We start from the raw sequence: 25,996 nt of genomic DNA, 5'->3' as shown, positions 1-25,996 counted from the left end.
GCGCTCAGCGCTATCCCGCGCGCACCACGCCGGCTTCATAGGCGCGGATCACCAGCTGGGCCCGGTCGCGGGCGCCGAGTTTGGCCAGCAGCGCCGACATGTGGGTCTTGACGGTCGACATCGAGACGAAGAGCTCGGCACCGATCTCGGTGTTCGACAGGCCGCGCGCGACGAGGGTCAGGACCTCGCGTTCGCGGGCGGTCAGGTGGTCCAGGGCGCCGGTATTCGGTGGTGGTGCCGCGTGGGTTCTAGCCTTGCGTCCTTTGACGAACTCGGTGATCAGCCGACGGGTCGCGGCCGGGGTCAGCAGGGCCTCGCCGCCGCGGATCACCTCGACCGCCTTGACCAGGTCGGCCGGCGGCGAGTCCTTGAGCAGGAAGCCGCTGGCGCCGGCGAGCAGGCCCTCGTAGACGTACTCGTCGAGGTCGAAGGTGGTCAGGATCAGGACCCTGACCGCCGGATCGGCCGCGGTGATCCGGCGGGTGGCCTCGATGCCGTCCAGGACCGGCATCCGCACGTCCATCAGCACCAGGTCGGGGCGCAGGGCGGCGGCCAGTTCCACGGCCTGCGCGCCGTTCGCGGCCTCGCCGACCACCACGCAGCCGTCGTAGCCGTTGACCAGGGCCCGCAGCGAGGCGCGCAGCAGCGCCTGGTCGTCGGCGATCAGGATGCGGCTCACGCGGGGAACCTCGCCGTGACCGCGAATCCGCCGCCGTCCGCGGGCCCGGCCGAGAACGTGCCGCCGAACAGCGCGGCGCGCTCGGCCATGCCGCGCAGGCCGTGCCCGGGCGGGCCCACGGGAGCGGGCGGCAGGCCGTCGGGCGGCGGGGGATCGGCGATCGTCACGGCCACCTCGTGCGGCTCGAATCGCAGCAGCACCGAGCCGGAACCGGTCCGGGCGTGTCGCAGGATGTTGGTCAGCGACTCCTGCACGATCCGGTACACCGCCAGGCCCACGGCGGCGGGGACGGTTCGGCGCTCGCCCTCCTCCCGCAGGGTGATGCGCAGACCCGCCTGTGCCGCCTGGGCGATGAGGGCGCCGATGTCGGGCAGGTCCGGTACCGGTTCGCGGTCTGGTGCCGGTTCGGGACCCGATGCCGGGGGCTCGTCGGTGCTCGGGGCCGGCGCGCCGCGCAGGACGCCGAGCAGCCGGCGCATGTCGCCCATCGCCGTCCGGCCGGTCTCCTCGATCGCGGTCAGTGTCGTGCGCATCTGCTCGGCCTCGTGCTCGCGGAACACGGCGACCCCGGCCTGCACGGTGATCAGGCTGAGTGCGTGCGCCACCACGTCGTGTAGTTCCCGCGCGATGCGCAGTCTCTCCTCGGCCATTCTGGAGGCGACCTCGGCCTCGATCCTGCGGGCGCGCACCGCGGCCATGGCCGAGCGGTACTGCCGTTGCTGGCGCACGCCATAGCCGGTCAGGGACGGCGCGACGCCGATCGCGACCCCGCTGAGCGCGACGACCGACGGCGGGTAGTGCAGGCCGGTCAAGATCACCAGTGCCACCGCCAGGACCCCGGCGGAGGCCAGCACGGTGACGCGGCCCGGGCGGGTCGTGGCGACGGTGTAGAGCGCGAACATCATCGCGAACGGCCCGTAGCCGTCGTAGGGCGGCGCGGACGTGGCCAGCGCGACGGTCGCGGCGGTGAGCAGCAGGCAGACGGTCATCGGGTAGCGGCGGCGGGCCAGGAAGACCAGCGTCACCGCGAGGACCAGCACCGACAACCACGGGTTCTGATGCGCCGGGCCGCGCGTCCGGCCCGACCCCACCGGCAGCAGGAACATCAGCGCCACCACGGCGTCCAGCGCGATCCAGTGCCAGGGGCGCATCCGGCGTATTCGTGGGGCGAGCGGGACGGGGCGTGCCGCGACGTCGGCCATCTGCCGACGGTAAGCCCGCGAGCGTACGGTGATCAACGCGGTCGGGCGGAAACCATACCCGGGTAGGAGGCCGGGAGATCGGCCCCTGCTCCGATGTGTGGGCCCGCGGCGGCTACGACCCTTGATACATGATCGAGATCGAAGGTCTGAGCAAGCGCTACGGCGACCGATACGCGGTGCGCGACCTGACGTTCAGCGTGCGTCCGGGGCGGGTGACCGGGTTCCTGGGGCCGAACGGGGCCGGCAAGTCCACCACCATGCGCGCGGTCCTCGGGCTGGACCTGCCGACGTCCGGCCGGATCCGGGTCGACGGCCGGCCCTACGCCGCGCTGGAGCGGCCGTTGACCCATGTCGGCATGCTGCTCGACGCTGGGGGAGTGCATCCCGGCCGCAGCGCGCGGCAGCATCTGCGCGCCGTGGCCGCCGCCGGAAGGCTTCCGGAGCGGCGGGTGGACGAGGTGCTGGCCCGGGTCGGGCTGACCGACGTGGCCCGGGACCGGGTCGGCGGCTTCAGCCTCGGCATGCGGCAGCGGCTGGGGATCGCGACCGCCCTGCTCGGCGATCCCGGGATCCTGATGTTCGACGAGCCGGTCAACGGTCTCGACCCGGAGGGCATCCGCTGGATCAGGGACCTGATGAAGGGGTTGGCGGCCGAGGGGCGCACGGTGTTCGTCTCCAGCCACCTGATGAGCGAGATGGAGAACACCGCCGACCACCTGGTGGTGATCGGGCGGGGCCGGCTGATCGCCGACATCCCGGCGCGTGAGCTGATCGATCGTTACAGCGGCGGGTCTTTGAGCGTGCGCACCGATGACCCCGGCCGGCTGATCACGGTGCTGGCGGCGGCCGGGGCCCAGGTCACGCCCGAAGGCGCGGACACGGTGCGGGTGGTCGGGCTGGCCGGCGACGCCGTGGCACGACTCGCGCACGGGGCCGGTGTGCTGGTGCTGGAGGCGGCGCGGCAGGCGACGTCGTTGGAGGACGCCTATCTGCGGCTGACCGATGCCGCGGTCGAGTACCGGGGAGCGAGGGCGTGATCAGATCGGAGTGGATCAAGCTGTGGAGCGTGCGGTCGACGTGGTTCGCGCTGTACGTCGCGGCGGCCGGGACGATCGGGCTCGCGGCCACGTGCGCGCTGGTCGCCAAGACCGGCGACGTCGAGCCGACGGACGCGTTGCAGGGCGCGGTGTTCGGGCAGTCGGCGTTCGGGGTGCTCGGGGTGCTGGCGGTGTCGTCGGAGTTCACCACCGGGCTGATCCGCACCACGTTCGCGACGGTGCCGCGGCGGCGGGTGGTGATCGCGGCGAAGGCCGGGCTGCTGTTCGCGGTGCTGGTGGTCGCGGGGGAGGTGCTCGCGTTCGCGGCGTTCCTCACCGCGCGGATCCTGTTCGCGCAGCGCGGCGTGCATTTCTCGCCGGCCGATCACGACATGGTGATCTCGGTGCTCGGGTGCGGGTTCTACATGGCGTTCATCGGGATGTTCGGGTTCTGCGTAGGGGTGCTCCTGCGGCGTACGACGGCTGCGGTGTCGACGTTCTTCGGGATCGTCTTCGTGGCGATGGGAGTGATCCCGGCCCTGCTGCCGAACGCGGTGCGCGCGGACGCTGTGCGGTTGACGTTCACCAAGGTCGGCGAGGCGATGGCCACTCCGGCACGGACCACGCCGCGGACGTCGGCGGACTACGTGCTCGGCGCCGGGGCGGCGTGGGGCGCGTGCCTGCTGTACCTGGCGGTCTCGGTCGTGGTGCCGCTGCTGGTGGTCACCCGCCGCGACACCAATTAAGGGCTGGGCTGGGCTTTTTATATGGGCACGGCGTTGCTCTGCGCTTCTGGATCGCCCTTCGGCGCGCCCCATCGGTAGAGCAGGAAGCAGACCACCGTTCCGACGAAGAAGAACGCGGCGGACCAGCGGTAGGCGGTGGCGTAGCTGTGCAGGTTGGCCTGCGCCGTGACCAGCGAGGAGGGGATCTTGCCCTTGGCGTAGTTCGTCGCGGCGCTGGCGGCCAGCGTGGACAGCAGGGCGACGCCGATGGAGCCGCCCACCTGCTGGCAGGTGTTGACCATCGCGGAGGCGACGCCGGCGTCGTCGGCGCGCACGCCGTAGGTGGCCATGGCCATCGCCGGGGCGAAGATCAGGCCCAGGCCGAAGCCGAGCACCAGCAGCGGCGGCAGGACGTGCGCGGGGTAGGTGCTGTTCAGGTCCAGCCGGGTCAGCCACAGCATGCCGATCCCGCCGAGCAGCATGCCCAGCGGCACCACGGGGCGCGGGCCCACCCTCGGCAGCAGGCTGATCGTCGCGATCTGCGCGGAGATCATCAGCATGGCGACCATCGGCAGGAAGGCCAGGCCGGTCCTGACCGGGGAGTAGGTGAGGATCTGCTGCATGTAGTAGGTCAGGAACAGGAAGACGCCGAAGATCCCGGCGCCGGTGACGAACATGCCGAGGTAGGACGCGCCGCGGTTGCGCTCGCCCGGCACCCGCAGCGGCAGCAGCGGGTGCTCGGCCCGTCTCTGCCACCAGACGAAGACGACGAGCAGTATGCAGCCGATGATCAGGCTGACCCAGGACTGCGGCGAGCTCCAGCCCTTCGCCTCGGCCCGCGAGAAGCCGAAGACCAGCAGGAACAACCCGGAACAGGCGTAGGCGGTGCCCGGCAGGTCCAGGGACGGGCGCTTCGCGGGCCGGTGGTTCGGCACGTAGGCCAGCGCGCCGAGCAGTGCGATGGCGGCGATGAGCAGGTTGATGAACAGCGTCCAGCGCCAGTTCAGGTACTCGGTGAGCAGCCCGCCGAGCAGCAGCCCGATGGCGCCGCCGGCGCCGGCGACCGCCCCGTACACCGCGAACGCCCGGTTCCGATCCGCCGGACGGGTGAAGGTGGTGGTCAGCGCGCTCAGCGCGGCCGGCGCGAGCAGCGCGCCGAACATCCCCTGCAGCGCCCGTCCGCCGATCAGCACCCCGACGTTCGGCGCGATCCCGGCCAGGGCCGAGGCCAGCCCGAACCCGACCAGCCCGCCGATCAGCGCCGTCCGCCGCCCGAACAGGTCGGCGAAGCGGCCGCCGACGAGCAGCAGCGAGCCGAAGGCGAGCGCGTAGGCGGTGACGATCCACTGGCGCGAGGCGTTGCTGAAGCCCAGGTCCTGCTGTGCGGACGGCAGGGCGATGGTCACGACGGTCACGTCCAGCACCACCATCAGCTGGGCCAGGCTCACCACGCCCAGGATCATCCACTCGTGGGCCACGCGCGGGCCGTACCGGGCGTCCTCCGCGGCCTGCTGTGCGGCGGTGGATTTTGTAGTGCCGCTGTCCGCCGGAGATGTCATGTCGGTCCCTTCCTGGGCGACAAGATCAATGAGTCCGACGCTATGACGGAGTGGCGCCCGCCGCATGTCGGGGCGGTGGCGGTGCCTGTTCAGCGGGACTCGGCGGGACTCAGCGGGAGCCGACGAGGTGCGCGTAGACGATGACGTTGTCGGCGTACCCGGTCCGCCGGTCGTAGCGGCCGCCGCAGGTGATGAGGCGCAGGGCGGCGTAGCGGGTGGGGCCGTAGACCTCGCGGGTGGGGAAGCCGGCCTTCGGGACCAGCGCGACCGAGTCGACGCGGAAGACCGCGACCCGCTTGTCGGCCCGCGTCACGTCGACGTCGTCGCCGGGGCGCACCGCGCCGAGCTCGTAGAAGGCGGCGCGGTGCCCGGGCGCGAACCGCGAATCGACATGCCCGGTGATGACGGCGGGCCCGGCCTGCCCCGGCGCGGGGCCCCGGTCGTACCAGGCGGCCGTCAGCGGCTCCTTGGCCGGCGGCACCCCGACCGCGCCGTCCGGGGTCAGACCGAGCGCGAGCACATCGGCGTGGATGCCGACCCGCGCGATGGTGATACGCGTCGGCCGCGCGTAGCCCAGCGGCGCGGCCCGATGCCCCACCGCGCCGACGGTCCGCCCCGCCCACGCCGGCGGCACCGGCGGTGGCACGGGATCGGCGAGGGTCAGGGCCCGGACGAGGAATCCGGAGCCGACCACCAGGGCCGCCACGGAGGCGTACGCGAGCACCCGGCCGGGATGCCGCACGTCGGCGGGTGCGCCGGCCGGCTTTGGCGGAGCGGGGGTGCAGACGCGGCCGTGGCCCTGGACGCCGACCTCGATGTGGGACTCGGGTGTGGCGGCGGGGAGTTCGGGGGCGGTGGGCTCGCCGATCAGGTGGAAGATCGGGCTGGGGGTGCATGGCGGGGGAGAGGTGGTGGAGTCGGTTGCCGGCGGCAGGCCCGGCGAAGCCGTGCTGGCGATGTGTGCGGTGCCGGCGAGGTCGGGCAGGCCCTCGCGAGGTTGGCTGGTGTTGGTCGCGGGCAGCGGGCTCGGCAGAGCTTGGCGCGCAGGACTGTCCTCGTGCGGCTGCCCGGCTTCGGTCGCCGGCGGGACTCCCGGCAAGGCTTTCCGCGCCGGCTTGCCCTCGCGAGGCTGCGCGGCGTCGACCGTCGGCGGCACCGCATCCCTGACCGCTGTCGTGCCCCGGCCCGCCCGCTCCGCGACCGCGCCGCCGGCCGGGATACCGACCGGGATGCCGACCACCGTCGGCTCGCTCATCCGCGGGCGGCGGCGCGGCGGCGGCGGATGAAGGAGGCGGTGGCGAAGGCCAGGCCGCCGGCCAGGAAGGCGCTGCCGACCGCCGCGTCGCCGATGCCGAGGTGGTCCTCGGCGGAGCCGTCGCCGGCGGCTGCCGCGCCGGCGGGGGTGCCGGTCGTGCTGACGTGGACCGTGGCGGTCAGGGTACTGCCGCAGTGGAGGGTGATCGTGTAGGTGCCGGCGGCCAGGCCTTCGCGGAGCGTGCCGCCTCCGCCGGTCATGTTGGCCAGCGGCGCCAGGGCGATCGGGGCGGCCAGGGCCTGGCTGGTCGCGGTGCCGCTGGGGGCCGTGCACTCGTTGGCGTCGTAGACCCAGACCCGGGTGCCGGGCGATGCCGGGTTCGGCTGGACCGTCGGGTCTCCGGCTGTCGCCGCCGATACCGGGGCTGTGCCCGCCGTCGCTATAGCCGCCGTCACCAGCACTGCGCCCGCGGTCGCTATCAGCACCCTCACCAGCCGGCCTCCCTCTCCGTCGCCCTGCTTCAACGGCACATTGCGACGTTAACTCCGGGCATGGGGCTATGCGCGCCGATTAGTCCCGTTGGGGGTCGGGCGCGGCGACAGAAAAGGCCGCGGCCGGTACGGGGATCCGTACCGGCCGCGGCGAAGGCGTGCGCGTGCGCCTGCGATCCAGGACTCAGACCGCGGCGAAGGCCTCCTCGATCACCGTCAGGCCCTCGTCCAGCAGCGCCTCGCTCATCACCAGCGAGGGCAGGAAGCGCAGGACGTTGCCGAACGTGCCGCAGGTCAGGATCACGACGCCCTCGCCGTGGCACTTCTTCGCCACCGCGGCGGCCAGGGCCGCGTCCGGCTCCTTGGTGCCCGGCTTGACCAGCTCGACGGCGATCATCGCGCCGCGGCCGCGGACCTCGCCGATGCGCGGGTCGGCGGCGGCCAGCTTGGTCAGACGGTCCTTCATCAGCGCCTCGATCTTGCGCGCCTTGCCCGCCAGGTCCTGCTCCTTCATGGTCTCGATGGCGCCGAGCGCGCCCTCGCAGGCCACCGGGTTGCCGCCGTAGGTGCCGCCCAGGCCGCCGGGGCCGGCGGCGTCCATGATCTCGGCGCGGCCGGTGACCGCGGCCAGCGGCAGGCCGCCGGCGATGCCCTTGGCGGTGGTGATCAGGTCCGGGACCACGCCCTCGTGGTCGACCGCGAACCAGTCGCCGGTGCGGCAGAAGCCGGACTGGATCTCGTCGGCGATGAAGACGATGCCCTTCTCCTTGCACCAGGCGGCCAGGCCCGGCAGGAAGCCCTCCGGCGGGACGATGAAGCCGCCCTCGCCCTGGATCGGCTCGATCAGGACGGCGGCCACGTTGTGCGCGCCGACCTGCTTCTCGATCAGCGTCTTGGTCTGCTCCAAGGACTCGGCCGCGGCGTTGTCCGGGCCGGTGGGCCAGCGGAAGGGGTAGGCCATCGGGACGCGGTAGACCTCGGGGGCGAACGGGCCGAAGCCGTCCTTGTACGGGGCGACCTTGGCGGTCAGCGCCATCGTGAGGTTGGTGCGGCCGTGGTAGCCGTGGTCGAAGACCACCACGGCCTGCCGCTTGGTGTACGCCCTGGCGATCTTGACCGCGTTCTCCACGGCCTCGGCGCCGGAGTTGAACAGCGCCGAGCGCTTCTCGTGGTCACCCGGGGTGAGCTCGTCCAGGGCCTCGCAGACCGCGACGTAGGACTCGTAGGGGGTGACCATGAAGCAGGTGTGGGTGAACTTCGCCAGCTGCTCGGAGGCCCTGCGCACGACGTTGGTGTCGGCGTGCCCGACCGAGGTCACCGCGATCCCGGAGCCGAAGTCGAGCAGCTGGTTGCCGTCGGCGTCCAGCAGCACCGCGCCGTCGGCGTCGGTGACGAACACCGGCAGCGTCGTGGAGACGCCGCGCGCGACGACCTTGTTGCGCCGCTCGAACAGCGCGAGGGACTTCGGGCCGGGGATCTCGGTGACGAGACGCCGTTCCTGCTTGAGCTCGGTCATGATCCCAGTGCCTCCTGGTTGGGCGGGTGGTCGCGCGTTCCCTCGCAGCCTAAGCGCGCCGTGACGGACCGGCACAGGACGTCGTGGCGGGTCCAGGGGCAGGGTTGAGCCGAATTGGCGAGTCGGCGGCCGGCCGCGGCGGGGTCGGGGAACAGTCGGGCGCCGTTCCCTTTCGCCGCGTCGTAGTTCTGATACACAGAACGTGTGACGACTGATGGCCAGGGCCCCGGCCCGCTGCCGCCCGGCTGGTACGCCGACCCCTCCGGGGCGCCGCAGGTGCGCTACTGGACCGGGAGGGCATGGACCGAGCGCACCCGCCCCGACGTGCAGTCCTGGGTGCACGGCCCGCGGCTGGTGGACGTGCCGGGGGTGTTCGCCTACGGGCGCGACCCGGAGGCGGCCGCCGCGATCCGGGTCAGCCGCGAGGCGCGGCAACGGGCCCTGCGATACCTGCTCTACGCGCCGCTGGCCGGGGTGGTGCTGGCGGTGCCCGCGTCGATCATCCTCACCACGATCGGCCTGAACGGCGCGCTGCTCTGGGTGGTGTACCTCGCCGCGGTCCTGGGCGCCTGCGGCTGGGCCGGGGGCTGGGTGCCGGTGGGCCGGGTGCTGTGGGAGCAGCACGGCGACCGGGTGCGGGCGCTGGCGGGCGCGGCCAAGAAGCGCAAGGCCCCGCCGCCGCCCAAGCCGGACATGTGGCTGGACCTGCGCCAGGCCGGGCACGTCGCGGCGGCCAGCCGGCTGGACTCGGCCGCCGACCACGGCGAGCTCACCGACGTCGACTACGTCCGGGTGGTCCGGGTGATCCGGCAGGCCCGCGGCGACCAGGACCGGCTGGCCGCGGTGGCCGCCGAGATCGAGGACGCCGGCCCGCACGCCTGGCTGCACCCCTCCGGCCAGCGCGACCTGCCGGCCCGGCTGGGCGAGCACGACCTGATGACCGGGCAGGTGCGCCTGGGCGTGGCCTCGGCCTCGGCGAAGAACCCGGCGACCCACGCCGGCCAGACCTTCGCCCTGGACGCCGAGGTCCTGCGCACCTCGCTGCTGGTGATAGGGCCCACCGGCAGCGGCAAGACCCGCAGCTTCGCCCGGCCCATCGTGGAGCTGCTGGGCCTGCAGACGCTGACCAACATGGCCTCGGTCGTGGTCATCGACCCGCACGGCGACTACGCGCTGCCCGGCTTCTTCGACGTGGACATCGACCCGCTGGACCCGGACTCGCAGTGGGGCTTCGACCTCTTCGGCGGCGCGCGCAATCCGGCCGAGGCCGCCGACCGGCTGGCCGGCGCGCTGCTGCCGCCGGGGGTGGAGCCGGAGGCCGACGCGGCCGCGCACAACGGCCTGGACGCCGCGCTGAGCTGGTTCCGCGAGCGCGAGGGCCGCTACCCGACGCTCAAGGAGCTGATCGCCGAGCTCGCCGAGAGCGGCCCGCGGCTGCTGGTCGAGCGGCTGCGGCTGCTGGACCGGCCGGCGCTGGTCGAGCTGTTCGACGGCCGGGGCGACCGGAAGTTCTCGATGCGGCAGATCGACAGGCCGGTGCGGGTCCGCATCGCGCTGCCGGAGGGCGCCTACCCGCAGGCCGCGCGGATCCTGGCGCGCCTTGCGGTCTCCCAGTTCGTGCAGACCGTGTCCGCTCCGGACGTGGACCGCTCGATCTTCAAGGGCCTGGTCGTCGACGACGCCGGCCGCTTCGTCGACGAGTACGTGGTCCAGGGCCTGCAGCGGGCCCGGGCGGCCAACGCCGGGCTGATCCTGCTGGCCCAGTCCATGCGCGAGTTCCCGGAGGACCTGCGCGCCACGGTCTTCGCCAACACCGGCTGCAAGGCCGTGTTCGCGGGCATCGACCCGCAGGACGCGTCCTACATCGCCGATTTCTGGGGAAAGCAGTGGGTCGCCGAGACCACGGTGACCACCGGCCAGGAGAACACCACCCGCTCCGGCACCATCACCGGTCCGCCGGAGCGCTCCCGCAGCGTGAAGTCGATGGGCCGCAACGCCAAGCGGCCCGGCCAGCTGCTCGCGCTGACCGGGGGCTCGTCGGTGGCGCAGCAGCGCTCGGTGTCCACCAAGCCGGTGGAGCGCTACGTCTGGTCGCCCTCGGAGATCATCAACGAGATCCCGACCGGGCACGCGCTGGTGTCGCTGTCCACGGCCGAGGGGTTCCGGACGCCGCCGGTCCTGGTCGACCTGCGGGGGTAGCGGCGGCGGCCGGGCTGCTCAGCCAGGCCGCCCAGCCGGAACGTTCAGCCGGGCCGTTCAGCCGGGCCGTTCAGCCGGAGCGCCAGGTCACCGTGAAGTCCCCGGACGCCGAGATCGGGCCGGGCGCGGCCTTGGTGGTCCCGCCGTTCGCCATGGTGATCGGGTCCGGACGGAACGCCCCGAGCGGGGTGCCGTCCGCACTCGCGCCGGTGAACGCCGCGGTCCCGAAGTCGGACAGCGGCAGCACGCCGGCGGCGTCGGACGGCGCCTCGGCGATGACCTCGGCCGAGGCCAGGGCCGGGTTGTCCAGGTGGGCCTGGACGGTGCGGGTCCAGCCCCTGGTCCGGTCGGCCAGGACCAGGGTGAAGCTCCCCGCTCCGCCGGAGGTGACCGAGGCGTGCATGGCGTCGCCGGGCGAGACCGGGCCCGTGAGGCCCACCGGGCCGCTGGGGTACATCTCGTACCACGCGGAGTAGACCGGGCGGCCGCCGGAGCAGTCGGACTCGGTGCCGACCTGCTCGACCGAGTTGCTGCCGTCGCCGTCCAGGCCGATCCAGAACGAGGCGTACGAGGTCTGCGACCGGCAGGTGACGGCCGGCTCGGTCCAGCCGGCGCTGACGGAGGTGAAGCCCCCGCCGGTGGCGGCGTACCCGGACCAGTTCCCGGACGTGCTGTTGCGGATACCGTGGACGACCGTCAGAGCGGTGCCGTCCACGACGGCCGCGGGCGCTGCCGGGGTGGCGAGCAGGGCAGCCGATATCGCGCCGGACAGCGCTACGGCGGCCGCGGTCCGGCGGCGGGGAGAAGACATCCTGTGTCTCCAATCTCTGTGAGCTGAGATGGAGACTAGGTAACTGTTTTGCAGATGTCTGCCATAAAGGCGGCGAAAGACCGATTCGCCAGGGTTCGCCCCACTTCGCCGCCTCCGCGCCGGAGGTGTACTTGTCCTACTCCGCAGCCTCCCCGGCGGATCCCCGCCGCGAGTGCGAAGCCAGGCCGCGCAACATCAGATCGAGCCCGAACTCGAACCGGCCGTCCGGGCCGCCGGTCTCGAACATCGGCTCGGCCAGCGCCACCAGGTTCGGGAAGGCCGTGACCGGCAGGGCCTTGATATAGTCCTTCATCTCGTCGGCCCACGCCTCGACGTCCTCCTGCGTGCTCTCGCCGTGGACGGAGAACCGGACGTCGTCCTCGAAAACGCTCGCGACCACGTAGAGCGAGACCACGTCGCCGGCCCACGCGGCCACCTTGTCCGGCAGGTCGCCGGCCCGCAGCAGGCCCATGAAGCCCTCGACGAGACGGATCCCGCTCGGCCCCATCGGCACCCGGCCGAGCATGGCGCGGGCCAGGCCGGGGTGGGCCTGCAGGATCCGCCGGGTCTGGCGCATCGTCTCCCGGAGCTGCTCCACCCAGGTCTCGGGGTCCGGCTCGGGGATCTCGGCCTCCGAGAAGACCCGGTCGATGCACAGCTTCAGCAACTCGTCCTTGTTGGCGACGTGCGCGTACAGGGACGCCGCGCCGGTGCCCAGCTCCGCGGCGACGTGGCGCATGGACAGCGCGTCGTAGCCCTCGGACTCCAGGATCCGCAGCGCCGTGTCGACGATCGCCTCCTGGCTCAGCGGCGTGCGCGCGGGGGCCTTGGCCTTGCGCGGCGTGCGCTCCCAGGGCGGCGTGGGGGCGCCGGGGGTCTCGTTCGGTGCTGCTGGCTTGGCCATCGGGTCTGGCTCCCTTCCTCTTCCGAACACTGTACGCCTGACGAACGGTGTTCGTAAATACGAACAGCGTTTGCCTCGAACGCCGTTCGCGTGTAGAACGATGTTCGTACGCTTCCGAACGCCGTTCGAGGGCGACTCGGGAACGCGAACCCGGAGTTCGCGATATAGCTTGACATCCAGAACACGAGATATATCGTGAACATGCACATCGACGAACGCTGTTCGCTCGTCTCGAACGCCGTTTGACCACATCTCGCCCGGAGGGGGCCCATCATGACCAGCACCATCGACACCACGAACCAGACCGCCGACCGCCCCGACAACCCGCCACCGGACTCGGAAGCAGCCCAGAGCCCGGCCAAGACCAAGCTCGGCAAGGCCGTGATCCTGGCGCTGTTCGCGATCATCGGCGCCGACATCATGGACCTGCTCGACACCACGATCATGAACATCGCCAGCCCGGTCCTGCGCACCGACCTGGGCGCCTCGACCTCGGCGCTGCAGTGGATCGTGGCCGGCTACACCCTGGCCTTCGCGGTCATGCTGACCACCGGCGGCCGGCTCGGCGACGTCTTCGGCCGCAAGCGGATGTTCATGGTCGGCATCACCGGCTTCCTGGCCGGCTCGATCCTGTGCTCGCTGGCGCAGACCTCGGGCGAGCTGATCGGCGCGCGCATCCTGCAGGGCGCCTTCGCCGCGGTGATGATCCCGCAGGGCCTGGGCATGCTGCGGGCGATGGTGCCGGCGGAGAAGATGAACTCCGTCTTCGGCATCTTCGGCCCGATGATGGGCCTGGCCGCGACCTTCGGCCCGATCCTGGGCGGCTGGCTGGTCGGCGCCGACCTGTTCGGGCTGAGCTGGCGGGCCATCTTCCTGGTCAACATCCCGGTCGGGATCATCGCGCTGACCTTCGGCGCCAAAGTGCTGCCGCACGACGACCACGCCGCCGGCCCGGACAAGCCCAAGCTGGACATCGTCGGCATGCTGCTGGCCACCGGCGGCGTCATGCTGCTGGTCTACCCGCTGGTCCAGGGCCGCGAGTCCGGCTGGCCGACGTGGATGTTCGCCATGATGGCCGCCTCGGTCCCGACCTTCGGCGTCTTCGCCCTGCACCAGCGGCGGCGCAACGCCGCCGGCCGCGACCCGTTCGTGGTGCCGACCGTCTTCCGCAAGCGCTCCTTCATCAGCGGCATCGCGGTCCTGTTCTCCTTCGCGGCGGCGATGAGCGGCGTGTTCTTCGTCTACACCCTGTTCATGCAGATCGGGCTGCACTTCAGCGCGCTGCACGCCGGTCTGACGATGCTGCCCTGGTCGATCGGCACGATCATCTCCATGGGCGTCTCGCAGGGCCTGATGCCGAAGATCGGCCCGCGCCGCACGCTGCAGTCCGGCATGCTGGTGATGTCCCTGGGCACGGTGATCTCCGCACTGCTGGTCCACACCTACGGCGCGACCACCACCAGCCTCACGCTGATCGCCCCGCTGCTGGTCTCCGGCATGGGCATGGGCCTGATCTTCGGCCCGATCTTCGGCACGGTCCTGGGCGACCTGGACGACGCCGAGGTCGGCTCGGCCTCGGGCCTGCTGAACGCGATGCAGCAGCTGGCCGGCGCATTCGGGATCGCCGCCCTTGGCACGGTGTTCTTCGACAAGGCCGGCGCGACGCTGACCAGCGTCCCGACCGCCGCGGTCCTGGTGTTCGCGATCAGCGCCGCCATCCTGGTGGTCGCCTGGGCCGTCGCCTTCTCGATGTCGAAGCACACCCAGGAGGCCGAGGGGCACTAGAAGACGCTGTGGGCCGGTCTCAGACCGGCTTGTCCCCTCCCAGAAGTCCGAGGAAGGCTTGTCCTTCCTCGGACTTCGCCCATTGTGCGTGGCCGAGGAACCAGTCGCGGTAGGCGATCTCGGCGTTCTTCTCGCTGCTGCCCGGGACGACCGACAGGAAGTAGTCGATCTCCGAGAGCTCGTACTCGGCGTGGCAGAGCGGGAAGAGCAGCGGCAGCGCCTGCCGCTCGGCCGGGGTGATCCGGCGGCGCAGCTGGTAGAAGCGCAGGAACCAGGTCACCGGCCACTTCTCGGACCAGCCCGGTGCGCCCTCGCGGATCGCGAGCCAGTCCACGGCGAACCGCTCCAGCGCCACCGCGATGTCGTGGACCGCGTAGGTGCGGTCGGCGAGTCCGAAGTCGAAGATCGAGGTCGGGACGTCGTGGGTCCACAGCAGGTTCGTGCCGTGCCAGTCGCCGTGGGTCCACATGGGTTCCAGGTCGTCCAGCACCGGCAGCAGCCGCTCGTGGTACGGCAGCATCAGGCGCTCGACGTCCGCGCGCCAGTCGCGGGCCGCGAGGAAGTCGCCGAGGGCGGGCCGCTCGGCGGCGACGCGCTCGATCGCGGCGATCGGGTCCGGTGCGGAGAACAGCGAGAAGCCGGCTTTGAGGGGGCGCCAGGGTCGGGCCGGGGCGTCGTAGAGCTTGGCGATGCTGTGCAGTTTGGCCAGAGCGTGACCGGCGAGACCGACGTGGTCCGGGGCGAGGTAGGGCTGCCAGGAGAACTGGCCCTGATACCGGTCCTTGCCGTCGCCGATCTCCTGCGCCTCGTAGGTGAAGCCGTCGCCGGTGCCGGCCGTCCATGCCTTCGGAACCGGGGCCCCGTGCTGGCGCAGGCGGTCCATGAAACCGTGCTCCTCGGCCAGGGCCTCGGGGGTGCGCAGGGCCATGGGCAGCCGCTTCACGATCAGCCGGCGGCCCTCGGCGGTCCGCACGCGCGCCGTCGTCGACAGCGGACGCGGACTGCGCCACTCGACCTCGGCGACCTCCTCGCCGAGCACCGCCTCGACCTCCTGCGAGGTCAGGCTCGGCCAGTCCCGCCGCACGACCGACTCCGCCCCCATGCCGAAGACGAGGTCGTCGTCGCTCACGCCGGGCGCCGCCGGTCGAGCGCCACGATCGCGCCGGTGGCCAGCGCCGCCGCGGCGAAGGAGTACAGGGAGGCCGAGGCCCACCAGCCCGGGTGCACGTGGACCCAGTCCTGGACGTGCATCCAGCCGTGCGCCCACCAGTCCACCGAGCCCGGGTTCAGCACCTGGTAGACCACGAAGCCGAGGGCCCACGGCAGCAGCATCGCCGGCCGCGCCGGGGAGTGCTCGGACAGGTCCCAGCGGCCCTGGCGGCCCCGGCCCAGGAAGTAGTCGACGCCGAGCACCGCGGCCAGCGGCACGAAGACCGAGCCGATCAGCCCCAGGAAGTTCGCGAAGCCGCCGAGGTCGTGGACGAACAGCGCGATCACCGTCACCAGCACGCCGACCCCGCCGGCCAGGATCCGCCGGTCCACCCGGGGCAGCAGGTTCTGGATCGACATCGCCGTGGAGTACACGTTCGCGAAGGACTGGTCCGACTCGCGCAGCACCAGGACCAGGAAGAAGAGCCAGCCGGCGGTCACGCCGAGCATGGTGTGGAAGACGTCGGCGTTCGGGGCCTGCAACAGCGCCACGATGCCGATCGCGTAGCACCAGAACTGCGTGATGCTGTAGCCCAGCACGGCCGCGCCGCCGGCCTGGCGGGAGCTGCGGGCGTGCCGCATGTAGTCGGCGGCCATCGGCAGGAAGGACACCGACAGTGCCAGCGCGGCGTCCACGGCCGGGAAGAATCCGCTCCAGGAGGTGCCGGTCTGGTGCGGGATCGGGTTCCGCAGCAGCTGGACCGTGAAGTAGAGCATGGCCACCGCGACCGCGCCGGTCACGTACTTGCGCAGAACGCGCAGCACCGACAACGGCCAGATCGCCATCGACGTGCACAGCGCCCCGGCGGCGAGCACCACCAGCGGGCGCGGGATCACGTGGGTGTGGGGCATGGCGTACACGCCCTCGGCGATAACCGTGATCTCGTACACGCCCCAGCCGATGAGCTGGAAGATGTTCGCCAGGCTCGGCAGCCAGGACAGCTTGGTGCCGAACAGCCCGCGCAGCACCGCCATCGACGGCGCGCCGGTGCGGGTGCCGACGACTCCGGCCAGCGCGGTCATCACCATGCCGGCGACCGTGCCCAGCGCGAGGGCCAGCAGCGAGGCCGGGACGGGAAGCGGCGAGTAGCCGGTGGGGATCAGGACCACCGCGGCCGAGGAGAACCCGATCAGGCTGACGCCCAGGTTCGCCCAGAACGCGGCCTGGTCGCTGAAGGACAGAGTGCGCGGCGCCTCGGTGGTGAGGAGCAGCGGCGCCTCTGCGGCGGGGACGGCGTCGGCCGGCGTGGTGGTGGTCGTCATGGCGTGCTTCATAGTACGGGGCGCGCGCACCGTTGTTCGATGGGCGATCAGCGGCGATGCCGGTCGGGACCGGCGACGTAGGCTGGGGCTGTGCCCCCGACGATCGCCTCCCTGCTCGCCGACCGACCTCTGGGCCTGCGTCTGCTCACCACCGAGGGGCCGGCCGGGGACACCTCGCGCGAGGTGCGCTGGGTGCACACCACGGAGCTGAACGACCCGGCGCCGTTCCTGGAGGGCGGCGAGCTGCTGCTGACCACCGGGCTGCGCCTGGCCGACCCGGGCTTCGACCTGGAGGCCTTCCTGTCGGGACTGGTGCGGGCCGGGGTCGCGGGCCTGGGGTTCGGCGTCGGGCTGAACAACGCGGCGGTGCCCGAGCGCTTCGCCGCCGCCGCCTCGGCGCACGGCCTGCCAGTGCTGGAGGTCCCGAAGGCGACGCCGTTCATCGCGATCGCGAAGTCGGTGTCCAAGGCGCTGGCGGCCGAGGAGTACCGCGCGATCACCGAGGGGTACCGGACCCAGCAGGACCTGGTGAAGTCGGCGCTGGCCCATGAACCGCAGCGCTCGCTGGTGCGCTCGCTCGTGCGGGGCCTCGGGCCCGGCGCGTGGGCGGTGCTGGCCGCGGCGGACGGCTCGGTCCTGCACAGCGCGGGACCGGTGCCCCATCTGGACCTGGCGCCGGAGCTGGCCCGGCTGCGCGGCCGGACGCTGCCCAGCAGCTCCTCGATCCTCACCGACTCAGGGCACGTCGAGGTGCACGCGCTCGGTGTCGCCAAGCGCGTCAGGGGCTTCCTGACGGTCGGGCTGCTGGAGCGCACCAGCGGGCCGGACACCACCGGCCGCCAGATCCTGGCTGTCGCACTCACCCTGCTCACCCTCGGCGTCGAGCAGCCGACCAAGGACGTGACGGTCGCCGAGCTGACGCTGCGCCGCGCGGTGGTGCGGCTGCTGCTGGCCGGCCACGTCGAGGCGGCGTACGAGGCCGCGGGCGAGCTCCGCGTCCCCCTGCCCCCGGAGCCGGTGCGGATCGCCCGCGACTCGGTGCGCGACGAGGCGGTGTCGGACCGCGAGTTCGTGCTCGAAGAGGACGGCGAGCGCGTGCTGGTCGCCCCGGCCGACTTCGAGGGCTTCGCCGGCGGCGTGTCGGACGCGATCGGCTACGCGGACTTCGGGCGTGCCTACCGGCAGGCCGGCGAGGCGCTGGCGACGGCACGCAAGACCGGCCGGCCGGCCGTGTACTACGCCGAGTCCGGCTCGGGAATCGCCGCGCTGTTCGCGGACCAGGGCGTCCGGGACTTCGCGGCCGCGGCGCTGCGGCCGCTGGTCGAGGCGGACCGCTCGGAGCTGGTGCCGACGCTGCGCGCCTGGCTGGCGCACAACGGCCAGTGGGACTCGGCGGCCGCGGAGCTGGGGGTGCACCGGCACACGGTGCGGGCCCGGATCGCCCGCGCCGGCGAGCTGCTGGGCAAGGATCTGACCGCCGCCGATTCGGCGGACGCGCGGATGGAGCTGTGGCTGGCGCTGAGGGTGCGCGAGGAGCAGTAGGAAACGCAGTCGCACAGCAGCGTGCGAAGTGGTTGGGTCGGGGGATGGCCGCTCAGCTTGTCGCTCTCTGCGTCGACGCACACGATCCGCTCGGGCTCGCCCGGTTCTGGGGCGGCGTCCTGGGCTGGGAACAGGCCGGTGATGGCGACGGCGTCGCGCTGATCCCGAACGACGACACGGGGTTCCGGCTGCGCTTCCTGCCTTCCGAGGTGGAGAAGGTCCGGCAGAACCAGATGCACTTCGACCTGACGAGCGCGTCCCCCGAGACGCAGCAGCGGACGGTCGCGCGGGCGCTGGAGCTCGGCGGGCGGCATCACGACGTCGGGCAGGGACCGGACGCCACGCACGTGGTGCTCGCCGATCCCGAGGGCAACGAGTTCTGCGTGATCGCGGCGGGGAACAAGTTCCTGGCGGAGTGCGGGTTCCTCGGAGCGCTGGCGAGCGACGGATCGCAGCAGGTCGGGTACTTCTGGAGCCGGGCACTGGACTGGCCGCTGGTGTGGGACCGGGACCAGCAGACCGCGATCCGGTCGCCGCACGGCGGCCCGAAGATCACCTGGGGTGGGCCGCCCTTCACCGCGAAGACCGGGCGGAACCGGCTGCGCTTCGACCTCGTCGCCGACGGCGATCAGCAGACGGAAGTCGACCGGCTCGTCTGGCTCGGAGCCGCCCGCACCGCCTCCGGCCCAGGTCCGCACGGCGAGGTGGAGATGACCGATCCCGACGGCAACGAGTTCACCCTGTGGCCCTGATGGAGCAGCCACCCCCGCCGACTGGCCACCGCGTACACCGGCGGGATCGCCCGGCCGCGCCTACCCTGAATCCCATGACTGAGCAGGCAACGCCGTTCTGGATCGCGGGTAAGCAGGTCGCGGGGACCGACAGCTACGAGGTGCGTTCGCCGTATGACGGCCGCCTGGTGGCGACGGTCTCGGTGCCGACCGAGGAGCAGGTGGAGGAGGCCGTGGCGGCGGCCGTCGCGTCCGCCAAGGAGACCGCCGACCAGCCCGCCTTCGTCCGCGCGGCCGCGCTGGACCACGTTTCCCGGCGCATCGCCGAGCGCGCCGAGGAGATCGCGGCACTCATCACCGCCGAGAACGGCAAGCCCCTGAAGTGGGCCAGGGCCGAGGTCGGCCGCGCCGTCTCGGTCTTCCGCTGGGCCGCCGAGGAGGCGCGCCGCTTCAACGGCGAGCTGCAGCGCCTGGACACCGACCCCAACGCCGCCGGGCGCACCGCCATCACGCGGCGTTTCCCGCGCGGGCCGGTGCTGGGGATCGCGCCGTTCAACTTCCCGCTGAACCTGGTGGCGCACAAGGTCGCGCCGGCGATCGCGGTCGGCGCGCCGATCGTGCTCAAGCCCGCGCCGGCCACGCCGCTGAGCGCGCTGCTGCTCGGCGAGCTGCTGGCCGAGACCGACCTGCCGGCCGGCTCGTGGTCGGTGCTGCCGGTGCCGAACGACCGGATGGCCGCCCTCACCGCCGACCCGCGGCTGCCGGTGGTCAGCTTCACCGGCTCCGGCCCGGTCGGCGCGATGATCGAGGCGCAGGTGCCGCACAAGCACGTCACGCTGGAGCTCGGCGGCAACGCCGCGGCCGTGGTGATGGCCGACTACTCCTCGGAGAAGGACCTGGACTGGGCCGCGCAGCGGATCGCCGCGTTCTCCAACTACCAGGCCGGGCAGTCCTGCATCTCGGTGCAGCGGGTGTTCGCCGACCGCGCGGTCTACGACAAGCTGGTCGAGAAGGTCGTCAAGGCGGTCGAGGCGCAGAAGACCGGCGACCCGGCCGACGGCGCCACCGACGTCGGCCCGATGATCAACACCGCCGCCGCCGAGCGCGTCGAGTCCTGGGTCGAGGAGGCCGTCGGCGCCGGCGCCACCCTGCTCACCGGCGGCGGCCGCGACGGCGCCAGCTACGAGCCCACGGTCATCGCCGGCGCCCCGAGCCACGCCAAGGTGGTGACCGAGGAGGTCTTCGGCCCGGTGCTGGTGGTGCGCGCCTTCGACGGCGCGGACGAGGCGGTCCGCCTGGTCAACGACTCGCAGTTCGGCCTGCAGGCGGGTGTCTTCACCAACGACCTGCACACCGCCTTCCGGATGCACCGCGATCTGGAGGTCGGCGGCGTGGTGATCGGCGACGCCCCCAGCTTCCGTGCGGACCAGATGCCGTACGGTGGGGTGAAGGGCTCCGGCGTGGGCCGCGAAGGCGTCAAGTACGCCATGGAGGACTACACATATGAGCGCGTGCTGGTGCTGACCGGGATCGACCTGTAGCGATCCCGGTAGGCAGACCGGCGCACGCTCGGCCCCCTGATCCGACTCCCTCACCGGATCAGGGGGCTACTTCATGCTCCGGCGTCCCCCTCCGACGCCGGACACGAGGTCTGTGCTCGAGCAAGACTGGGCGCCGGCCTACTTCCCGGCGGCCTTGGCGTCCGCCTTCACCCCCTCGTGGAACGACGGGTACTGCGGCTGCCACCCCAGCTGCTCCTTGGCCTTGGCGTTGCTGATCACCCAGCGGCCGGTGATGAAGCAGTTCAGATAGGGCATCGGCTTGGTCATCCAGGCCGGGACGGTGCGCGGGGTCTTCGTCTCGAAGGCTTTCGCCACCTCCAGTGCCACGTTCGCGAACTGCGTCGGGGTGTCGTCCACGACGTTGTACGCCTCGCCGCCCTTGCCGTGCTCCAGGGCGGCCACCGTGGCGCTCGCCGCGTCGGCGAGGTGGATGAAGGAGTTGGTGCCGGCCTTGACGACCGGGAGCTTGCCGGCCTGCAGGAAGTCCACGTAGGCGTAGGTCGCCTGGGCGCCGTAGAACAGGCCGTAGCGCAGGGCGATGCCGTCGATGCCGGGCTCTGAGAAGGCGATCTGCTCGTTGCGGAGCATCGCGTCGCCGTGCCGGGCGAACGTCTTGCGCGGGGAGGGGCCGAAGAAGGCGTCCTCGGTGATCGGGTCCGCGCCGAGGTCGCCGTAGCCGTAGCCGAAGATCATCGACTGGGTGAGGAAGCGGTGGGCCCCGGTCGCCTTGGCCGCCGCCATCAGGTTCTCGGTGCCGGCCGTGCGCAGGGTGTTGGTGAGGTCCATGTCCTTGTTGCGCATCGGCGGCTTCTTCAGGGCCGTCAGCTGGCTGATGACCGCGTCGAAGCGGTGGCCGCGGACCGCGGCGAGCAGCCCGTCGCGGTCCAGGACGTCGGCGACCACGGCGCCGGCGCCCATGCCCTCGATCACGCGGACGCCGTCGGGGGTGCGGGTGATGCCGACCACCTCGTGGCCCGCGGCGGCATCGATCAGGGCCGGGGTGAGGACGCGGCCGAAGACGCCGCTGGCACCGGCGAGCAGGATACGCATGGTGAGCTCCTTGGAATCGGCTCGGCGGCTCTCTCCGCCGTTCTCGATGGCAAGGACGGGCCCGGTCCCGGATCTGTGACACGGGCCCGTGTGACCTGCGTCACGCGGTGTAGCCCCAGGTCAGCCCGCTTCGCCCTCCAGGGCGCGCACCCCGCTCAGCTTCTCCGGGTTGGCCATCGCGAAGACCGTCCGGATCCTGCCGTCCTCGTCCAGGTCCAGCGCGTAGACGTAGAGCACCTTGTCGTCGGCGTAGGCGATGAGCGCCGGGTCGCCGTTGACCCCGATCGGTGCGATCTCCACGCGGATGTCCATGCCGTCTTCGACGAACTTCTCGTACTTCTTGACGATGCCCAGCAGGAACCTCGCGACATGGTCCAGTCCGACCACCGGCCGGGTCGCCGCACTGACCACGCCGCCGCCGTCGGCGATCACCGTCACCTCCGGCGACAGCATCGCCAGCAGCGGCGCGACGTCGCCGCCGACGCAGGCCGCCAGGAAGCGCTCGGCGATGCTCTGCCGCTTGACGTCGTCCAGCGGGTAGCGCGGGCGCTTCTCCTGGACGTGGTTGCGGGCCCGGACCAGCAGCTGGCGCACCGCGGCCTCGGTGCGGTCCAGCATCGCGGCGATCTCGGCGAAGCTGTAGTCGAAGGCCTCGCGCAGCACGAACACGGCGCGCTCCAGCGGCGACAGCGTCTCCATCACCAGCAGCATGGCCAGCGAGACGGTGTCGTCCAGGACCACGCGGTCGGCGGCGTCCGGGGCGGTGTCCGCGCCGTCCCGGGTCAGGACCGGCTCCGGGAGCCAGGGCCCGACATAGGACTCCTTGCGGGTCTGCGCCTTGCGCAGCTGGTCGATGGCCAGCCGGGTGGTCACTGTGACCAGGAAGGCCTTCGGGTCCTCGACAGAGGCGTAGTCGGCGGCGCTCCAGCGCAGCCACGCGTCCTGCACCACGTCCTCGGCGTCGCTCCAGCGGCCCAGCACGCGGTAGGCCACGGACGTCAGCAGCCCCCGGTGGTCGTTGAAGGCTTCGGCGGCTTTGGTGTCGTCCCCCGTGGGGAGGTCCTGGTCCACGACGGCCAGCCTATTACCAGCATGAGCATGGACGCTTGGCGCGCTGTGGCCTACCTTGCGCGCATGGCTGCTGTGGGAAAGATCGTGTTGGTGACCGGCGGTGGGAGCGGGATAGGCCGGGCGACCGCGGAGCTGTTCGCGGTGCGCGGCGCGGCGGCGGTCGTGGTGGTGGACCGGACCGACACCGGGGAGTATTCGGGGCCGGAGACGGTCGAGCTGATCCGCAAGGCCGGCGGCACGGCGCTGTTCGTGCGCGCCGACGTGGCGGTGGAGGCGGAGGTCGAGGCGGCGGTCGCCGCGACGCTGGCCGAGTACGGCCGGCTCGACGCGGCGGTGAACTGCGCCGGGGTCGCCGGGACCGGGGCGAAGATCGGGGACACCTCGTTGGAGGACTGGAACCGGGTGCTCGGCGTGAATCTGACCGGCGTGTTCCTGTCGTTGAAGCACGAGATCCGCGCGATGCTGCCGAACAAGGCCGGGACGATCGTGAGCATCGCCTCGGCCGCGGGGCTGGTGGCGGTGCCGTACCTGTCGCCGTACTGCTCGTCGAAGCACGGCGTGCTCGGGCTGACGAAGACCGCGGCGCGCGAGTACCGGAACTCCGGGCTGCGGATCAACGCGATCTGCCCCGGGGTCGTCGACACGCCGATGATCCGCACGTCCGCCGAGGAGCGGCCGGCCGTGAACATGCAGGCGCGCGAGAACACCGGCGGATTCGTCGGGCAGCCCGAGCAGATCGCCGCGGCGGCGGTGTGGCTGTGTTCGGACGAGGCGTCCTTCGTCAACGGGGAGTCGATGGTCGTGGACGGCGGCACGATCACGCGGTAGAGCGGGGCCGCGCCGGGCTCGATAGCGTGTGCCTATGCGCATCGATCTGCACGCTCACACCACCGCCTCCGACGGAACGTTCGAGCCGGCCGAGCTGGTCGCGATGGCCGAGGCGGCCGGCCTGAACGTGGTGGCGATCACCGACCACGACGGCACGGCCGGCTGGTCCGAGGCGCGCCGGGCGCTGCAATACGGGCGGGACGCCGGGGTCTGGTCGAACATCCAGACCGTGGTGCCCGGGGTGGAGATCTCCTGCAAGATCCACGGCATCGGCCTGCACATGCTCGGATACATGTTCGACCCCGAACACCCGGACCTGGCCGCCGCGCTGGCGGAGATCCGCGAGTCCCGGACCCACCGCGCCGAGGCGATGGTGGAGAAGGCGCGAGAGCTCGGCGCGCCGATCACCTGGGAGCGCGTGCAGGTGATCGCCGACGGCGGCGTGGTGGGCCGGCCCCACGTGGCCACGGCGCTCGTCGAGGCCGGTGTGGTGCCCTCGGTCGACGCGGCGTTCACGCCGGACTGGCTCGGCGAGGGCGGCCGCGCGCGGGTGGAGAAGCTGGACATGGACCCGATCCGCGCGATCACCCTGGTCAAGGCGGCCGGCGGCGTGACGGTGATGGCGCACTCGATGGCCTGGCGGCGCGGCCCGGTGGTGTCCGAGGCGGACATCGCGGCGTTCGCCGGGGCCGGGATGGACGGCATCGAGATGAACCACCCCGACCACGGGCCCAAGGAGCGCGACCAGGTGCGGGCGCTGGCCAAGGAGCTGGGGCTGCTGACCACCGGCTCGTCGGACTGGCACGGGTCGCGCAAGCCGAACATCCGGCTCGGCGACGAGACCACGGACCCGGCCGTCTACGAGGAGCTGGTGGCGCGGTCGAGCGGGACTCAGCCGTTCTAGCGCTGCGGTCGCCGCTCGGCGGTTCCGGCTTGGCGGTCGCGGCTCAGCGACTCGGGCCCAGCGGCTCCGGCTCGGCGGTCTGATCCGGCCTCAGTCGTGCTGCGCCCAGAAACCGGCGAGCAGCCGCGCGGTGACCGCGGGGTTCTCGGCGGCGGGGGAGTGCGCGGCGTCCTCGATCAGGACGAGCTCGGTCCCCAGGCGCGTGGCCGTCTCCTTCTGCAGTCCGACCGGCCAGGCGTCGTCGCCGACCCCGGCCGCGACCAGGATCGGCAGACCGGCGGCGGCGAGCTCCTCGGTCCGGTCGGCGGCCCCGAGGATCGCGGTGCCCATGCCGACGAGCATGCCGGTGTCGTTGCTCTCGAAGCGCCGCTGCAGGAACGCGCGGACGGCCGGATCCGGGTGCTGCGGCGCGCCCTCGGCCGCGGCCATCTTCTGCATCTCGGCCCAGATCTCGGCCGAGGTCATGAACCCGGCGGCGGCCACCAGGAGCTTCGCCTGCTCGGCGGAACGGCCCGGGATGGCGTCGGGGCCGGAGTCCAGGAGCGCGAGGCTGCGGACGCGGGCCGGGTGCGCCAGGGCGTATTCGCGGGCCACGAGGCCGCCGAAGGAGTGGCCCAGGATGTGTACGGGCTGGTCGGTGCTGCCGCCGTCGGTTCCGGCGCCGTCGCCGGTGAGGTCGTCGACCACCTCGGCCAGATCGTCGGCGAGCTGCACGAGCGTGTAAGCACCCGGATCGTCGGGCCCCGCCGACTCGTTCTGCCCTCGCTGGTCCAGGGCCACGACGTCGTACCCGGCCCGCGCCAGCGGCTCCAGCACCGCGACGAAGTCCTCCTTCGACCCGGTGTAGCCGGGAACCAGCACCGCGATCCCGCGCCGGGCCACCCCGGCGGGCGGCGTGGCGCGCAGTGCGGCGAGCGGCCCGCCCGCGGTCGGCAGCTGGACCGCGACGGTGTGGGGCGGCAGGTCGACGAAGGGCGGCGTGCTCATGGGGATGAGGGTAGTTGACCGGGATCGGGCGTTGCTGATCGCGTCCGGGATACCGCCGGGAAGTCAGGGCTTGAGGACGCGGTAGCGCAGGTGCGTCACCGTCCCCGCGAACGGCTCGCCGACGCGGACGAGCGCGGCGATCTGGCCGGCGAACAGCGGCGTGCCCGCGCCGAGCAGGACCGGGACGAGATGGATGCGTACCTCGTCGAGCAGGCCCGCGGCGACCAGGGACCCGGCGGTGTGCGCGCCGAGCACCATGACGTCCTTGGTGCCGGCGGCCTCCTTGGCCCGCCGGACCGCGCCCTGCACGCCGTCGAAGGCGAAGGCCCCGCCGTTGTCGCCGACCAGGTCGGCCCGCTGCTCGTGGGTCACCACGAAGGTCGGGGTGCCGGGCCACGGCGTGCCGCCCCAGAAGTGCAGCCCCAGGTCGAAGGTGCGCCGGCCGACGACGGCGGCCCCGACGGCCGCGTTCGAGGCCGCGATGACGTCGTGGTCCACCTTGCGCTCCGGCGCGTCGTCGAAGATCCAGGCATGGAGCTGCTCGCCGCCGACGCCCAGCGGTGCGTGCTCGCTGATGTCGGCTCCGGCGGTGAAGCCGTCCAGGGACATCGACACGTCCAGGACCACTGTGCTCATGGCGAACTCTCCCTCGCTGGCATGTACCGGTGTCCGGTGCTCTCATACGG

At 72.3% G+C, this 25,996-nt stretch carries 23 protein-coding genes; 9 read left to right on the top strand and 14 right to left on the bottom strand.

The window, feature by feature from the left end; genetic code table 11:
* Nucleotides 1-10: 10 nt before the first annotated feature.
* On the bottom strand, nucleotides 11-679 hold the full coding sequence (locus ABH926_RS01270; protein ID WP_370363352.1) for a response regulator: 669 nt from the start codon (nucleotides 677-679) through the stop codon (nucleotides 11-13).
* Complete coding sequence (locus ABH926_RS01265) at nucleotides 676-1,881, bottom strand: sensor histidine kinase (RefSeq protein WP_370363351.1); 1,206 nt, start codon at nucleotides 1,879-1,881, stop codon at nucleotides 676-678. The genes ABH926_RS01270 and ABH926_RS01265 overlap by 4 nt, the downstream gene beginning before the upstream one ends.
* Before the next feature lie 128 nt (nucleotides 1,882-2,009).
* On the opposite strand from ABH926_RS01265, the gene ABH926_RS01260 reads away from it, so the two are divergent.
* Both ABH926_RS01260 and ABH926_RS01255 read left to right on the top strand, forming a co-directional pair.
* Nucleotides 2,010-2,918, top strand: a complete 909-nt coding sequence (locus ABH926_RS01260; protein ID WP_370363350.1) for an ABC transporter ATP-binding protein — start codon at nucleotides 2,010-2,012, stop codon at nucleotides 2,916-2,918.
* The gene (locus tag ABH926_RS01255) at nucleotides 2,915-3,664 is read left to right on the top strand and encodes a hypothetical protein (protein WP_370363349.1); all 750 of its coding nucleotides are present in this window, start codon (nucleotides 2,915-2,917) and stop codon (nucleotides 3,662-3,664) included. Before ABH926_RS01260 ends, ABH926_RS01255 begins: the two co-directional genes overlap by 4 nt.
* Nucleotides 3,665-3,681: 17 nt before the next feature.
* On the opposite strand, the gene ABH926_RS01250 is transcribed toward ABH926_RS01255, so the two are convergent.
* From ABH926_RS01250 to gabT, 4 genes are all read right to left on the bottom strand, one after another.
* Nucleotides 3,682-5,202 (bottom strand): MFS transporter, encoded by a 1,521-nt coding sequence (locus ABH926_RS01250; RefSeq protein WP_370363348.1) that lies wholly within the window; start codon nucleotides 5,200-5,202, stop codon nucleotides 3,682-3,684.
* Between the two features lie 109 nt (nucleotides 5,203-5,311).
* Nucleotides 5,312-6,457, bottom strand: a complete 1,146-nt coding sequence (locus tag ABH926_RS01245) for a class F sortase (protein WP_370363347.1) — start codon at nucleotides 6,455-6,457, stop codon at nucleotides 5,312-5,314.
* Nucleotides 6,454-6,948, bottom strand: coding sequence for a hypothetical protein (locus ABH926_RS01240; RefSeq protein WP_370363346.1), 495 nt, complete (start codon nucleotides 6,946-6,948; stop codon nucleotides 6,454-6,456). The genes ABH926_RS01245 and ABH926_RS01240 overlap by 4 nt, the downstream gene beginning before the upstream one ends.
* Before the next feature lie 184 nt (nucleotides 6,949-7,132).
* Nucleotides 7,133-8,464, bottom strand: coding sequence for a 4-aminobutyrate--2-oxoglutarate transaminase (gabT, locus tag ABH926_RS01235; RefSeq protein ID WP_370363345.1), 1,332 nt, complete (start codon nucleotides 8,462-8,464; stop codon nucleotides 7,133-7,135).
* Nucleotides 8,465-8,668: 204 nt separating this feature from the next.
* Between gabT and ABH926_RS01230 the strand changes: the two genes are divergently transcribed.
* On the top strand, nucleotides 8,669-10,663 hold the full coding sequence (locus ABH926_RS01230; protein ID WP_370363344.1) for a DUF2510 domain-containing protein: 1,995 nt from the start codon (nucleotides 8,669-8,671) through the stop codon (nucleotides 10,661-10,663).
* Between the two features lie 70 nt (nucleotides 10,664-10,733).
* On the opposite strand, the gene ABH926_RS01225 is transcribed toward ABH926_RS01230, so the two are convergent.
* Together ABH926_RS01225 and ABH926_RS01220 are read right to left on the bottom strand one after the other, a co-directional pair.
* The gene (locus ABH926_RS01225) at nucleotides 10,734-11,474 is read right to left on the bottom strand and encodes a G1 family glutamic endopeptidase (protein ID WP_370363343.1); all 741 of its coding nucleotides are present in this window, start codon (nucleotides 11,472-11,474) and stop codon (nucleotides 10,734-10,736) included.
* Nucleotides 11,475-11,610: 136 nt separating this feature from the next.
* Nucleotides 11,611-12,378: a TetR/AcrR family transcriptional regulator gene (locus ABH926_RS01220; RefSeq protein WP_370363342.1), complete on the bottom strand. Its 768-nt coding sequence runs from the start codon at nucleotides 12,376-12,378 to the stop codon at nucleotides 11,611-11,613.
* A gap of 273 nt (nucleotides 12,379-12,651) precedes the next feature.
* Between ABH926_RS01220 and ABH926_RS01215 the strand changes: the two genes are divergently transcribed.
* A complete protein-coding gene (locus ABH926_RS01215; RefSeq protein WP_370363341.1) occupies nucleotides 12,652-14,163 on the top strand; it encodes a DHA2 family efflux MFS transporter permease subunit in 1,512 nt (503 codons plus the stop codon).
* 19 nt (nucleotides 14,164-14,182) lie between these two features.
* On the opposite strand, the gene ABH926_RS01210 is transcribed toward ABH926_RS01215, so the two are convergent.
* Both ABH926_RS01210 and ABH926_RS01205 read right to left on the bottom strand, forming a co-directional pair.
* Nucleotides 14,183-15,292, bottom strand: coding sequence for a phosphotransferase enzyme family protein (locus tag ABH926_RS01210; RefSeq protein WP_370363340.1), 1,110 nt, complete (start codon nucleotides 15,290-15,292; stop codon nucleotides 14,183-14,185).
* The gene (locus ABH926_RS01205; protein WP_370363338.1) at nucleotides 15,289-16,635 is read right to left on the bottom strand and encodes a cytosine permease; all 1,347 of its coding nucleotides are present in this window, start codon (nucleotides 16,633-16,635) and stop codon (nucleotides 15,289-15,291) included. Before ABH926_RS01205 ends, ABH926_RS01210 begins: the two co-directional genes overlap by 4 nt.
* A 90-nt stretch (nucleotides 16,636-16,725) precedes the next feature.
* Between ABH926_RS01205 and ABH926_RS01200 the strand changes: the two genes are divergently transcribed.
* The 3 genes from ABH926_RS01200 (at nucleotide 16,726) to ABH926_RS01190 (ending at nucleotide 20,449) form a co-directional block, all read left to right on the top strand.
* A complete protein-coding gene (locus ABH926_RS01200; RefSeq protein WP_370363337.1) occupies nucleotides 16,726-18,177 on the top strand; it encodes a PucR family transcriptional regulator in 1,452 nt (483 codons plus the stop codon).
* A 44-nt stretch (nucleotides 18,178-18,221) separates the two neighbouring features.
* Nucleotides 18,222-18,929 carry a VOC family protein gene (locus ABH926_RS01195; RefSeq protein ID WP_370363336.1) on the top strand — a complete coding sequence of 236 codons (708 nt, stop codon included), beginning with the start codon at nucleotides 18,222-18,224 and terminating at the stop codon, nucleotides 18,927-18,929.
* A gap of 74 nt (nucleotides 18,930-19,003) precedes the next feature.
* Nucleotides 19,004-20,449 (top strand): aldehyde dehydrogenase family protein, encoded by a 1,446-nt coding sequence (locus ABH926_RS01190; RefSeq protein WP_370363335.1) that lies wholly within the window; start codon nucleotides 19,004-19,006, stop codon nucleotides 20,447-20,449.
* 138 nt (nucleotides 20,450-20,587) lie between these two features.
* Here ABH926_RS01190 and ABH926_RS01185 read toward each other — a convergent pair whose 3' ends face one another.
* Both ABH926_RS01185 and sigJ read right to left on the bottom strand, forming a co-directional pair.
* On the bottom strand, nucleotides 20,588-21,520 hold the full coding sequence (locus tag ABH926_RS01185) for an NAD-dependent epimerase/dehydratase family protein (protein WP_370363334.1): 933 nt from the start codon (nucleotides 21,518-21,520) through the stop codon (nucleotides 20,588-20,590).
* 120 nt (nucleotides 21,521-21,640) lie between these two features.
* Nucleotides 21,641-22,591, bottom strand: a complete 951-nt coding sequence (sigJ, locus tag ABH926_RS01180) for an RNA polymerase sigma factor SigJ (RefSeq protein ID WP_370363333.1) — start codon at nucleotides 22,589-22,591, stop codon at nucleotides 21,641-21,643.
* A gap of 63 nt (nucleotides 22,592-22,654) precedes the next feature.
* On the opposite strand from sigJ, the gene ABH926_RS01175 reads away from it, so the two are divergent.
* Nucleotides 22,655-23,419: an SDR family oxidoreductase gene (locus ABH926_RS01175; protein WP_370363332.1), complete on the top strand. Its 765-nt coding sequence runs from the start codon at nucleotides 22,655-22,657 to the stop codon at nucleotides 23,417-23,419.
* A gap of 34 nt (nucleotides 23,420-23,453) precedes the next feature.
* On the top strand, nucleotides 23,454-24,323 hold the full coding sequence (locus ABH926_RS01170; protein WP_370363331.1) for a PHP domain-containing protein: 870 nt from the start codon (nucleotides 23,454-23,456) through the stop codon (nucleotides 24,321-24,323).
* A gap of 90 nt (nucleotides 24,324-24,413) precedes the next feature.
* Here the strand turns inward: ABH926_RS01170 and ABH926_RS01165 are convergent, their stop codons facing one another.
* Both ABH926_RS01165 and ABH926_RS01160 read right to left on the bottom strand, forming a co-directional pair.
* Complete coding sequence (locus ABH926_RS01165) at nucleotides 24,414-25,310, bottom strand: alpha/beta fold hydrolase (RefSeq protein WP_370363330.1); 897 nt, start codon at nucleotides 25,308-25,310, stop codon at nucleotides 24,414-24,416.
* 63 nt (nucleotides 25,311-25,373) lie between these two features.
* A complete protein-coding gene (locus ABH926_RS01160; protein ID WP_370363329.1) occupies nucleotides 25,374-25,946 on the bottom strand; it encodes a dihydrofolate reductase family protein in 573 nt (190 codons plus the stop codon).
* Nucleotides 25,947-25,996 lie beyond the last annotated feature (50 nt).

The organism is Catenulispora sp. GP43 (assembly GCF_041260665.1).
Classification (GTDB): Bacteria; Actinomycetota; Actinomycetes; order Streptomycetales; family Catenulisporaceae; genus Catenulispora.
Note: the sequence above shows the minus strand (reverse complement) of the source record. Positions and strands in the feature narration are given on the sequence as shown.